Raw genomic sequence first — 12730 nt, 5'->3', positions numbered from 1 at the left:
TTCTACGTCACAGGGCTTGGCCTCGCTGTTGCAGGCCTTTGCGGCTGAACCTTTGCCAGTCCGGGCGCAGGTGAATGACCGCGAGCGCTCGTTTTATGGCGATTTGAGGGGGACTTGCAGGAAACGCGCCAGCTCCGCCAGCCCTGCGTCGGCGGGACATCCGGACATGAAAAAGGGATGAGTCCGTTGCCGGAATCATCCCTTCATCAAGCTACTTCAATCAATCGGGCGGATCAGCCAAACATCGCGAACCCATCGATCATGGCCGGCAGGTCATAGACCTGGCCGTCAGCGGTCTGCAGATGCTCGATGTTGTTGTACCCACCCACATACCAGTCCACCAGCTTCACGCCATTGGCCGGCACACCGCTGCTCCCGTCATTGGCACCGTGCAGGTAGGCATCGTCGCCGACACGCGTGACGTTCAACTGACTGAGGTTGGCAATGGTGTTCATGATCAGGGTGTCGTTGTAGCTGTTGGCCATATCCTGAATGGATACCAGGCCGGGGGCATTCACCACATAGGTGTCATCGCCATCGCCACCAATCAGCGTATCGTTCTGCGGCGCCTCGCCATCCAGACCAGATGCCAGGCCACCATAAAGAATGTCCGCCCCCCCGCCACCCTGAATGAAATCGTCGCCAGCTCCGCCTTCCAGAATGTTGTCGCCCCAATCACCTTGCAGCACGTCATTGAAATGGCTGCCACGCAGGTTTTCGATGTCGATGTACGTGTCGTAGAGGGCGATACCGCTCTGCGGGCCCCAGCCGAGGGAGACGCTCAAACCCTCAGTGCTGTCTTCGTAGCTGACGGTGTCGACACCGGCTCCGCCTTCGAAGCGATCGGCACCCGCGCCACCGTACAGGACGTCATTGCCGGCGCCCGACACGATGACGTTGTCCCCGTCATTACCGTAGCCCGTGAAGTCTGCGGTGCCGGTATACGTCATTTTTTCAATGAACGGATCCATGTGCATCGACGACAGGCTGGTGTACACGTGGTCGGTACCACCAAAGAGGTCCGTCTCGACGATGCTCACACCGGCGCTGTTGATGATGTACACATCGTCGCCTCTTCCGCCTTCCAGCGTCACGCCCGCGACGTTGGCGGTGAATCGGTCATCGAACGAAGTACCGATGACTTTCTCGACGTTCAGCAACGTGACATCCGCACCTGCTTGCTGACCAATGCCGATACTGACGCCATCAAAGGAGTGGCGGTAGCTCACGGTATCGTAGCCATCGGCGCCATCCACGATCATGGCGTTATCGAGCAGATACACCACGTCATCGAAATTCGATCCCTGAATCGCCTCGATGCCGGTGAAGGTGTCGCCAGCAGCGATGGTCAATGCATCGTAGTTCTCGAAATCCTGGACTCTCACACCCTCGAGGCTGTCGGAATAGCTGACAGTATCGAAGCCTTCGCCACCCACGAAGTGATCAGCGCCGGCGCCACCCCACAGCCAGTCGTTACCTGCGCCGCCGATGATCTCGTTGTCACTGGCATTGCCGTAACCCTTGAAATCGCCGGTACCGGTGAAAGTGAGCTTCTCGATGAACGGGTCCATCTTGACGGTGTTCAGGCTGGTGCGCAGTTCGTCGTAGCCACCGTTGTTTTCTTCAATCAGGGTCACGCCTTCAGCGGTGACGTTGTACACGTCATCACCCACACTGCCGTCCAGCGTCACGCCACCCACGGAAGCGGTAAAGGTGTCGTTGTAGAAACTGCCGACCACCTTCTCCACCGACACCAGCGTGTCGACCTTGCCATCGGCCCCTGTGACCGCAACAGCGCCAGTGCGAACCTCGACACCAACTCCCGAACTCATGCCGTAATAGGTCGCCGTATCAAACCCTTCACCGCCGTCCAGCACGTCCGATCCCCCGCTGGCCAACAGTTGATCATCCGACTCCATTCCATAGAGTTCGTCATTGTCCTGGGTGCCAATCAGGACATCCGCTTCACTCGTTCCATTTACGACTGCCATTTGCTTCTTCCTTGCCTTGTTATGAATCTGTCCCTGCGTGCGTGGCGATCACACCCCGCCACAGCACACTGATAAATCGCGGAATACGTTGATATCGACAGGGAAAAACCAAAGCTTTAATCCGCGCACACATTCGTCGGCATTTAATGTAAATACGCATTTCACGGCCGAAAAAAAAGCGACCTTCAGGTCGCCTTTTTTCGGTTGTCGAGCGCGGCTCAGTCCGCCAGCCAGCCATATTCCCAATACCGCAGGTTATCGCCGCGCAGCACGTAGTCACGCAGGACGACCTCGCGCAACTCGTCACCCATTCGGTAGCTGGCATCCGGGTCGGCCAGGTGCATGCGGATCGCCTGCAGCCACTCGTCCGTGCTGTTGGTCTTGATCCGGGTGCACGGCAGATAACCGCGATACGCTTCGGTGTCCGTGCAGATCACCGGATAACCGCAGGCACCGTATTCCAACAGCCGCAGGTTGCTCTTGCAGTCGTTGAATACGTGGAATTCCAGCGGCGCCAGGGCCAGGTCAAGGTTCAGGCTGGCCAGTTTCGCCGGATAGATTTCCAGATCGATCACACCGTGGAATTCATGCATGTACGGAAGCAGATCGTCCGGGCACATGCCGAAGAATACCCAGTCGACTTCGTCGGCCAGCTCGCGCACCACATCGGCGATGACGGCCAGATCGCCGTGGTGACTGGTGCCGCCACCCCAACCGACCCGCGGTTTTTTCGAGGTACGGCGCTGACTGCGCAAGTGACTCCACAAGTCCTTGGACAGCATGTTCGGTACGACACGAATGTCGTGATGCATGTCCGACAGCGCGTTAGCCAATGGCTGGGTCGACACGACCACTCGATCACACAGACCAATGGCGCGTCGCACCATACGCTCCATGTCCTGCTTGCTCGGCATGTTGCGGATATGCGCATTGCGATGGGGAACGTCGATGACATAGTCATCGAGCTCGAAGATGCGCCGCGCATTGAAATACTTTTTCAGCGGAGGGATTTCATCGATGGCGTGTTCCGAATAGCGCCCTTGCAACACGATCACATCGGGCGACTGACGCTCGATATCGATGATCGACGGCAAGCCGTAGCAAATGCGCCCCTCGACCCGGTTGGCCGCCTGCAGCTCAATCATCGGCTGACTCATGCGGTAGTGCCCGATGGCAGAGGCGTTGATCGGCACCACCAGCACATTCGGCAACTGCGCCCTGGAAAAGGCACTCCACCCAGTACGCAAGCCAGGTTCCAGACTGAAGTTGGTGGCACCCACACCCTGCAGCGTCAGATTGGTGTTGTAGGCCGGGTCGCGTGCAATGGTCGGCAACCAGCGCTGGTAGAACGTGTCCCTTTCCTCGGCGAGCAGCGCTTCGTCTTCCGCCGTCGCCGCAGCGCTTGGGCGCGCGCCCACCGCCAGCACGGCATGGGGACTCATCACCACCAGGTAGCCTTCGCGGCCAACCCGCAAGCACAGATCCACGACATTCAGCGACTGCTTCAGGTCCTGCTCGTCGAGCCCGCCCGCAGCGTCGAAAACCGACTTGCGAATCATCAGGCAATCGCCGCCGACAGCACTCAGGTTATGGACCGCCTGCAGGCGGAACATGTACCCGTCCGACTGCATGGGCTGGCCATAGAACGGCAGCCCGACCGGCCCGTTCAAACCGAGAATCAGGCCAGCATGCAGCACCCCGCCGTCGGGATTGAACAGCTTGGCACCGACCACCCCGACTTCCGGGCGCTGCGCATGGTTGAGCAGTTCATCGAGCCAGTCGGCCTGGGTAATCACCGCAAAGGCGTTGAGCAGCAACACATACTCGCCACGCGCCTGGCTGATCACAAAGTTGTGCACAGCGGCGGCATTGCCCTGTTGCGGATAGCTCAGCACGCGGATCCGGTCGCTGCCCAGTTGCGCCATGCCGTCCAGCCATACCCTCGCTTCAGCGCTTTCGCTGCCGTTGTCGACCAACAGCAATTCGTACTCGGTATAAGCGGTCTTTTCCAGCAGCGTTTCCACACAGCGCTGCACGGCAGCAGTCTGGTCCTGAGTGACAATGACCACCGACACCAGCGGGCGTCGGGCGTGGTGATAATCCACGCGATTCAGCAGCTCGCTGCCACCACGACGGATTTCATGGACAATCCCCAGCCGTTGCAGATGCGCTTCGAGAATTCGTGGACTTTGCGCCACGACCCCCGGTTCGGTGAGCCATTGGGAAAGATCGAATTTGGACTCCAGCAGCACTTCAGCAATGTGTCCCACAACGTTCAGGCCGTCGCTCTCGACCATCCGCCACAGCACATCATGGGGGGCCAGCTCGGCAAACGCCGGTGCAAAGCCGCCGAGCGCCAGAAAGCGCTCGCGCTTGAACGCCAGGGCGCGCCCGACGTAGGGATAACTGCGCATGAGATCCAGATTGAAGTCCGGCTTGAACGCAGGCTCCGCCGATTCGCCGGTGCGCAGGCTACCCTCGTCGCTGTAAAGACAGGTCAGGGTCTGGCTGTGCGCGATCCGGTCGGCCATGACCAACAACGCCGGCGCAACGAGGCAATCACCTGGCTGCAATAGATAGAACCAGTCGGCGCCTTCGAGCTGCGGCAGCAGTGTGTTGATCTGTTCCAGTCCGTCATCCTGCAACGGCATGTGAAACACGCGCCCGTCGAGGGTCGCCTCGTGACACGAAACGGACAGCACCAGGATCAGTTCCGGCGGGTAATCCTGGGCAGCGAGCGCCTCCAGTGTGCGCTCCAGACCATCGCGACTGCCCTGCCGGTCAATGATGATCGGCACAATCCGCGGCTGCTGCGGCCAGCTGGCAAGCGTTTCCGGCAACCAGTGGCGCTGCTGTTCGGTGAGCACCCGGCATGCCAGCCACTGCGCGTAGAGTTCGCCGAAGCTGAAGCTGTTGACGCCTACGCCCCACTCCTGACGGCTCTGTTTGGAGCCAAGGGTTCGGCTCAGGGGCAGCTCTTGCCACACCCGGGGCGACTCTTCGACACGGGTCAGCGGCACATAGCGCACCCACCCCGGCGCAGGCGCCGACTCACCACTGCGCGCCTTGAGCATTTGCGAAATCCATTCGCGCTCGACTTCTGCCGCATCCTTCATCGGTTGTTGCGCACTCAAACGCTCCGGGTAAAGACGTTCGGCGCTGAGTACGTTATTGGAAACCGCCAGATTGCCACGCCGCAGCAGACAGACATACAGGGCAAAATCCAGCGTCGCGACGAAGCAGGCACCCTCCTCGGTCAACGCCGGCAAAAGCTCGACAACGTCGGCGCGGCGCATCAGCGCACTGCTGAATCCACCGAGAACGTTGACCGGGAATTTTTCAAAGATGCCCAGGACATCGTCGCCCTTGAGCAGTGCACTGACTGGCGACAACGGGGTGTTTTCAATACGCGCCGGCAGAATGATGTCGTTGGCATCCCAGAGCAGCCGCTGAGCCACCACCAGGCTGACTTCGGCATGCCGCATTTCGTGGACCTGCTGCTCGATGCAAGCCGAATAGAGCAGATCGTCATCGCACAGGAACTTGATGAATTCGCCCTGTGCCTGCTCAAGACAGACCTTGAGGTTGTCGACCAGCCCCAGCGTCCGTGGATTGCGCACGTAGCGTACGGCCACGCCTGTCTGCTCGCTCACTGACGCTGTGATGTCCTGGATCTCGTTGCCGCGATTGTCATCGCACACAATGATTTCGAGATTGCCGTAATTCTGGCTCACGGCACTGTTCAAGGCCCGTTCGAAAAAACGCGGATTGAAGGCAGGGATGACGAGGCTGACAAGGGGGAGTGAATTCACGGCGGACTCGCAAGCGGCGGGAACCCGCCCGGAACAGCGAGCCCTTTGAAACCGCAAAAAAAGACGATTGATACAGAGCGGTCAGAGCAAGCGGGCGCTTGCGCGCCCGCTCAGGCTTCAGATCTTGTTGAACAGACCCAACTGAGAGATTTTGCTGAACGCCAGTTGCGAGGCCTGCAGCATGGTCTGCTGCAAGGTCAGGCGGGTCATCACTTCGGCCGGATCCGAATCACGGATCGTGCCCTGAGTGGTGGAGTTTGCCAGCTGCAGGCTCTCGTTAGTGGTGTTCTGGTCATCCAGCGACAACCCACGGGCACCGATGGACGTCACCGCGCTGCCGATCTGATTGGCGGCGCTATCGATGTTGCCGAGACCGGCTTCCATGGCACCCTGGAATTTCTGCTTGGCCACCGGATCACCGTCGATCGGGGTGTTCAGCGCCGTGACCATCTGGCCCAGGGTGTCGAGCACGTTCTGGGTCTGGTGGTTGTTGGACTGGATCGAGAACTGGTCACCGGCCGCCGGCGTACCACCGAGGGCGAAAGTCACGCCCGCTGCCGTGGCGTTGCCGCCGGCCACGGTACCCGACGAGATCGGCTTGCTGTCGGCAGTGACAGGCGCCGCGTACAGGTCGAACGCGGTGGCGCTGGTGAACTTCAGGACTGCGCCGCCACCCGACGGGAAAGCCGCGTCGTAGGCTGCCTGGTTGGTCACGCTGGAACCGGTGATGACCGCGGTCGACGGGTTGCCCGGGCTGCGCGAAGCGGTGAACGAGTCCGGCGAAGCCGACAGCTGGAAGCTATGACCGGCAATGACCGCGTCCGGGTTGGTATCGCCAGCCTTGAGGTTGATGTTCAACTTCATGTCGACGCCACGGAAGCTGACCGTCTGGTTGGCGCCGTTGCTGTTGCTGATCAGACCGTTCTGGCTGGCCTCGGAAGTCACGTCGTTGCCCAGGGCATCGGTGATCTTGAGCTGAGTGCTGCTGATGAAGTCCACGGTGTAAGGCTGACCGGCCGTAAACTTGGCGTTGTAGGTGGCGGCGGTGCCGACCGTACCGTTGGTCAGCACCACGCGACCGTCATCGACGGCCGGAGCCGTCATTGTGGTCTGGGTGCGGCTGGTGTTGATGGTCTGCTGGAACGCATCCCAACCGGTGGTGTTGGTGGCTACCGACAGGCCGTCACCAATGCCCAGGTTGATCTGGGTCTGGTCACCGTTGTAGGTGTAGGTGCCATCGGCGTTCTGCGAGTACGGCGCGGTATCGGTCTTCGAGCCGGAGAACAGGTAATTGCCGTTGGCATCCTTGGAGTTCATCAGGCCCAGCACTTGTTGCTGGATCTGGCTCAGTTCGGCGGCGTAAGCCTGGCGGTCCTTATCGGTGGCGATGCCGTTGTTGGCGGCCAGACCGATTTCCTTCGCGCGCTGCAAAGCAGTGGTGATGGAGTTCAGTGTGGATTCCTGAACGGTCAGCGCGCTCTTGGTGGTGTCGATGTTGCCTTTGTACTGATCAAGCATCGCGGCCTGCTGACCGAGCTTGAGCAAGCGACCGGCGCCGATCGGATCGTCGGCGGCGGTGTTGATGCGCTGCAGGCTGCTGGCTTCGTTCGCGGTCGCGACAGCCTTGCTGTAGTTGCGCTGATATTGAGCAGCTTGCGTCGCGTAATACTGAGCGGTGGAAATGCGCATGAATTACGACTCCTTAAAGACTGTTGATCAGCGTGGCGAAGGTTTCCTGCGCAGCTTTGATGATCTGCGAAGACGCTGTGTAGTACTGCTGATACTTGACCAGGTTGCCGGTCTCTTCGTCCAGGTTGACCTGAGACAGCGAATCACGCGCGCCCTGCGCCTGATCCAGAATGGCGGTGGTGGCCTCGATGTCGGACTTGCCTTGAGCGGCCTTGGTACCGACGTTGGTCACCAGCTTGTTGTAGGCGTCGGTCAGGCTGATGCCCTTGCTGCCCGAGCCGGTGTCCACGGTCTGCTTGGTCTGCAGACCAACCAGTGCCTGGGCGTTGCGGTTGTCCGAAGACGCCGCGCCGGTCAGGCTCATGGTGAAGGTTTCGCCGGCTTTCGGCGTCGCGCCCACGGTGGTCTGCACGGTGAAGGTTTTCTGCACGTTCGGCGTGACGCTGGTATCCATCACCGGTGCGCCGGTGGAGTCGACCATGCCGATCTTCAGGTTCAGGGTGTTGGCCTGCCCCGGCACGATGGTCCCGGTGCCGATGGTGTTGCCCTTGGCGTCGACCATGTTGTACGACTGGCTGCCGCTGGCGACCGCACCGAACACCAGTTTGACCGGGGTCGAATACTTGAGCGCGTTCTGCAACTCGGCCTGGGAGGTCGGGTTGTAGATATCGATGGTGTCGGTCAGCGTCGGCTGAGTGTAGGTGCCGGAATTATTGGTGCTGGCCACGCCGGTCAACGGTGCCGCCGCCGCAATTTTCTTCGGGTCGGTGAGCACGGTCTGGATGCTCGAGGCCGCGCCACGGGTCGGGGTCACCTTGAAGGTGTCACCGGCGCTCAGGGCACCGCCATTGAGGGCCAGGGTGAAGCCGTCGATGACCGGAGGCGGCGTGGTCGTGGTGCTGAACGAACCCATGTCGGTGCCGTCCGAGCGCTTGACCGTGTAGTTGGTCGCGCTGGTGAAAGTGACCTGGTAATCGTTGGTGGTCAGCTTGCCGGTGTCCTTGATGGTCACGTCAAGGTTGCCCGAACCCGCGCTGTTGCCCGCCTGGGCAATGCTGCGCTGACTGATCAGCGCGGCACTGTTGATGTTGTTGAAAATCGCTGCGCCGAAGTCACCGTTCTTGTCGATGCCCTGGGCTTGCTGACGGTTGACCTGGTCAGCGATCACCAGCGCTACACGGCCCAGCTCGTTGAGCGACGGGTCGAGCACTTCCTTGCGATAGCTCAGCAGACCGCCGATTTCGCCACCGCTGATCACCGAAGTGATGTCGATGGTGCTCGAACCGCGATCCATCTGGATGCCCATGCGCGACGGGTCATCCTTGCTCGGCACAGTGCTCAGGGTGTTGGTGGTGTTACCGACAACCAGCGGCTGACCGCTGCCGACGTAGACGTCGAAGCTGGTGCCGCGCTCGACGACCTGCGCGCCGACCAGCTGGGAGAGCTGGCGCACGGCTTCGTTACGGGTGTCGAGCAGATCGTTCGGCTGGCCGCCGCTGGTGGAAATCTCGCCGATCTTCTGGTTGAGATTGGCAATCGAGGTGGCCAGTTTGTTGACCTGGGCCGCCATGTCGCCAAGGTTGCCGTTGAGCGTGGTGTTCTGGTCGTTGAGCTGCTTGGCCAGTGCGTTGAAGCGGCTGGTCAGGGCTTGCGCGCCGGTCAGCACCGACTGACGGGAAGTGTCGTCGGTGGCAGAGGTCGATACGCCTTGCATCGAGGTGAAGAACTTCTGCAACACGCCGGTCAGGCCGGTGTTGGTGTCGGACAGCGAACCGTCCAGCGCTGTCGCCTGCGCGCCATAGGCGGCCGCTTCGCTGCTCAGCGAGGTGGCGGTGTGCAGCTGCGATTCGAGGTAGGAGTTGTACACCCGACGCACGTCGGCGAGGGTCGTACCGGTACCGATGAACACGTTACCGTACTGAATCGAGGACTTGGTGCCCTGCACGGTTTGCTGGCGTGAATAACCGGCGGTGTCGACGTTGGCAATGTTGTTACCTGTCACAGCCAGAGAGGAAGAACTCGCGTTCAACCCCGACATCCCGATATTGAGCAAACTCATGATTCAAACCTTACCTTGTGTTTATAAGGGCGTTGTTGGAACGCCGGCCGCAGCGTAGTTCTGATTGACCGTCATCTGCCTGGCAATCTGCGAAATCTTCGTCGCGTAGTTCGGGTCGGTCGCGTAACCGGCCTTCTGCAATTCGCGTACAAACTGTTCTGGGTTATCGGCCGACTTCAGCACATCTTGATAGCGATTATTGCTCTGCAGCAAAGTCACCAGATCGTGGAAGCTGTCTTTGTACGAGGCGTAGGAACGGAACTCGGCCGTCTCCTTGACCATCTGCCCGTTGCGGAACTCGCTGGTGATCGCCCGGGCCGAATCGCCCTTCCAGTTGCTGCTCGCCTTGATACCGAACAGGTTGTGACTGCTGCTGCCGTCCTGGGCGCGCATGACCGATTTGCCCCAGCCGGTTTCCAGTGCAGCCTGAGCCACCAGATAACGCGGATCGACGCCAATGCGGGCGGCGGCTTCCTGGGCCATCGGCAGCATGGTGTTGACGAACTGGTCGGCATTGCTGAACGCGCGCTTGGCGGGTGCCAGCGGGATCTGCGCCATGGCTCGGCCGTAAATCTGCATCTGCCCGCCGGAAGCCTTGTCTGCCTCGGCACGGTCCAGCCAGTCGCCGTTGTACAGCGGGCCGGAACCGGTGACAGCGGCGGTCGTGGCGCGTTGCGGCAGTTGAGTGGCCGCTGCCGGCGTGGCCGACGGCACCAGACCGGCGAGCAAGCGATCCGCCAGTTTCGGCGGCAACGCCAGACGACGCTGGTTGATCATTTCCATGTCATTGCGATGGGTCAGTTCGGTGTTCGGCGCATGCACCGAACGCGACGCCCACAGTGGACGCTCGCCGTTGAGTCGCGACAACGGGCCATTGGTGGCCACGGTGCCGGCGGCAATCGGCGTGGCTACGGCAGCGGCCTTGGCTTTGGCTTCTTCCTGCTTGGCGGCGGATGCGGCCGCAGCCTCGCCCGGCGCCATCGGTTTGTTCTTCGACATCTGCTTGATCAGCACGTCGGCCAGACCGATACCACCGCCCTCGCGGGACATGGAAACCGCCAGTTGCTGGTCGTACATTTCCTGATACTGCTTGGCGGCCGGCGTGTTGAGCGGGTTGTCCTGGCCCAGCGCTTCGGTGGCCGAACGCATCGACTTGAGCATTTCACCGAGGAACAGCGATTCGAATTCCTGCGCAACCTTGCGCATGTTGCCGTCGCTGTTCTTGTCGCCGACCTTCAGCTGGTTCAGACGATTGAGGTCGGAGTACGAACCCGAATCGCTGCTGCTGACCAGACCGCTTTTGCGCATATCCATGGTCGCCGTCCTCAGATCACGATCAGGTCGGCTTGCAACGCGCCGGCCTGCTTCAGTGCTTCGAGGATGGCCATCAGGTCACCCGGCGCTGCGCCGACCTGGTTCACCGCCCGGACGATCTCGTCGAGAGTGGTGCCCGGGCCGAACTTGAACATCGGCTTGGCTTCCTGTTCGGCATTCACCCGCGAGCGCGGTACCACGGCGGTCTGGCCGTTGGACAGCGGGCCCGGCTGGCTGACGATCGGGTCTTCGGTGATGGTCACAGTCAAGCTGCCGTGAGTCACGGCGGCCGGCGACACCTTCACGTTCTGGCCAATGACGATGGTGCCGGTACGCGAGTTGATGATGACCTTCGCCACCGCCTGACCCGGATCGACTTCGAGGTTTTCCAGGATCGACAGGTAGTCGACGCGCTGGCTCGGATCGAGCGGTGCGGTCACACGGATCGAACCGCCGTCGATGGCCTGGGCAACGCCAGGGCCGAGCATGTCGTTGATCTTGTCGACGATGCGCTTGGCGGTGGTGAAGTCGGAACGGTTGAGGTTCAGCGTCAGGCTGTTGCCCTGGTTGAAACCGCTCGGCACCGAACGCTCGACCGACGCACCGCCAGGGATGCGACCGGCCGACGGAACGTTGACGGTGATCTTCGAACCGTCACGGCCTTCAGCGTCGAAACCGCCAACCACCAGGTTGCCCTGAGCGATGGCGTAGACGTTGCCGTCGATACCCTTGAGCGGGGTCAGCAACAGAGTGCCGCCGCGCAGGCTCTTGGAGTTACCGATGGACGACACGGTGATATCGACCTGCTGACCCGGCTTGGCGAACGCCGGCAGATCGGCACTCACCGATACCGCCGCAACGTTTTTCAGCTGCACGTTGCCCGATCCCGGCGGCACCTTGATGCCGAACTGCGAGAGCATGTTGTTGAAGGTCTGCAGGGTGAACGGGGTCTGCGTGGTCTGGTCGCCAGTGCCGTTAAGACCGACCACCAGGCCATAGCCGATCAACTGGTTGGAACGCACGCCGGAAATGCTGGCGATGTCCTTCAACCGTTCGGCTTGTGCATTGAAGGCCGCCGACAACAGGAACGCGGCCACCATGAGACTTCTGAAATTCAACGTAGCCACCTAGAAAGGGAACAGCGGGCTGAGGAAGAAACGGTCGAACCAGCCTGGCTGACTCGCATCGGCGAACGAACCGGTGCCCGAGTAGGTGATGCGCGCATCGGCGACCCGGGTCGAGGACACGGTGTTATCGGTGGCGATGTCATCGGCCCGCACGAGACCGGCGATCCGCACCAGCTCGTCGCCGGTGTTGAGGGTCATCCACTTCTCGCCACGCACGGCGATGATGCCGTTGGGCAGCACGTCGGCGACGGTCACGGTGATCGAGCCGGTCAGGGTGTTGCCCTGGGCGGCCTTGCTGTCACCCTTGGTCGCGCGGTCGCCTTCGTAGCTGGCGCTCAGGCTCAGGTCATTGCTGCCGATCGGGTTGTTGGTGGTCGCACTGCTGCCGAACAGCGACGTCAGACCGATGCCGGTCTTGCTGTTCTTGGCCACCTGCGAGTTGGCGTTCTTGCTGGCCTGGGTCCTCTCGTTCAGGGTGATGGTGATGATGTCACCGACCCGGAACGCCTTGCGGTCGCTGTACAGGTTCTGCTCGAAACCGGCCTGATAGATCGAGCCGTTGTTGGCGGCCGACGGCAACGGTGTGCGCGGCAACACCGGGGCGTAGTAAGGATCATTGGGCTTGGGCGTCGGAGCGACGCAGCCCGCGAGCGAGACGACCCCACTCAATGCCACAACAGATACAAAGCGCTTCATGACCCTTACCTCACGGTGTTGCAGGCGACCTCATGGCCGCCT

General features: G+C 61.1%; 7 protein-coding genes. All 7 read right to left on the bottom strand.

Features of this window, described 5'->3' with window-relative positions; translation table 11 throughout:
- Positions 1–233 precede the first annotated feature (233 nt).
- The gene (locus tag EIY71_RS15675) at positions 234–1991 is read right to left on the bottom strand and encodes a calcium-binding protein (protein ID WP_134022242.1); all 1758 of its coding nucleotides are present in this window, start codon (positions 1989–1991) and stop codon (positions 234–236) included.
- 218 nt (positions 1992–2209) lie between these two features.
- A complete protein-coding gene (locus EIY71_RS15670) occupies positions 2210–5803 on the bottom strand; it encodes a glycosyltransferase (RefSeq protein ID WP_134022240.1) in 3594 nt (1197 codons plus the stop codon).
- A 117-nt stretch (positions 5804–5920) separates the two neighbouring features.
- Positions 5921–7492: a flagellar hook-associated protein 3 gene (locus EIY71_RS15665; protein ID WP_102717454.1), complete on the bottom strand. Its 1572-nt coding sequence runs from the start codon at positions 7490–7492 to the stop codon at positions 5921–5923.
- 13 nt (positions 7493–7505) lie between these two features.
- Positions 7506–9551, bottom strand: a complete 2046-nt coding sequence (gene flgK, locus EIY71_RS15660; RefSeq protein WP_085747132.1) for a flagellar hook-associated protein FlgK — start codon at positions 9549–9551, stop codon at positions 7506–7508.
- A 21-nt stretch (positions 9552–9572) separates the two neighbouring features.
- The gene (gene flgJ / locus EIY71_RS15655) at positions 9573–10865 is read right to left on the bottom strand and encodes a flagellar assembly peptidoglycan hydrolase FlgJ (RefSeq protein ID WP_134022238.1); all 1293 of its coding nucleotides are present in this window, start codon (positions 10863–10865) and stop codon (positions 9573–9575) included.
- Between the two features lie 11 nt (positions 10866–10876).
- Positions 10877–11965, bottom strand: a complete 1089-nt coding sequence (locus EIY71_RS15650; RefSeq protein WP_039765528.1) for a flagellar basal body P-ring protein FlgI — start codon at positions 11963–11965, stop codon at positions 10877–10879.
- Between the two features lie 27 nt (positions 11966–11992).
- Positions 11993–12688: a flagellar basal body L-ring protein FlgH gene (gene flgH, locus EIY71_RS15645; protein WP_085605729.1), complete on the bottom strand. Its 696-nt coding sequence runs from the start codon at positions 12686–12688 to the stop codon at positions 11993–11995.
- Positions 12689–12730 lie beyond the last annotated feature (42 nt).

The organism is Pseudomonas sp. CH235 (genome assembly GCF_004368175.1).
Classification (GTDB): Bacteria; Pseudomonadota; Gammaproteobacteria; order Pseudomonadales; family Pseudomonadaceae; genus Aquipseudomonas; species Aquipseudomonas paraglycinae.
This window is presented reverse-complemented; position numbering and strand designations above follow the sequence as displayed.

What these genes read in the sequence shown, in the direction of transcription:
- EIY71_RS15675 (WP_134022242.1), bottom strand. Translation starts at nt 1,991, where the DNA reads ATGGCAGTCGTAAATGGAACGAGTGAAGCGGATGTCCTGATTGGCACC.
- EIY71_RS15665 (WP_102717454.1), bottom strand. Translation starts at nt 7,492, where the DNA reads ATGCGCATTTCCACCGCTCAGTATTACGCGACGCAAGCTGCTCAATAT.
- flgK (WP_085747132.1), bottom strand. Translation starts at nt 9,551, where the DNA reads ATGAGTTTGCTCAATATCGGGATGTCGGGGTTGAACGCGAGTTCTTCC.
- flgJ (WP_134022238.1), bottom strand. Translation starts at nt 10,865, where the DNA reads ATGGATATGCGCAAAAGCGGTCTGGTCAGCAGCAGCGATTCGGGTTCG.
- EIY71_RS15650 (WP_039765528.1), bottom strand. Translation starts at nt 11,965, where the DNA reads ATGGTGGCCGCGTTCCTGTTGTCGGCGGCCTTCAATGCACAAGCCGAA.
- flgH (WP_085605729.1), bottom strand. Translation starts at nt 12,688, where the DNA reads ATGAAGCGCTTTGTATCTGTTGTGGCATTGAGTGGGGTCGTCTCGCTC.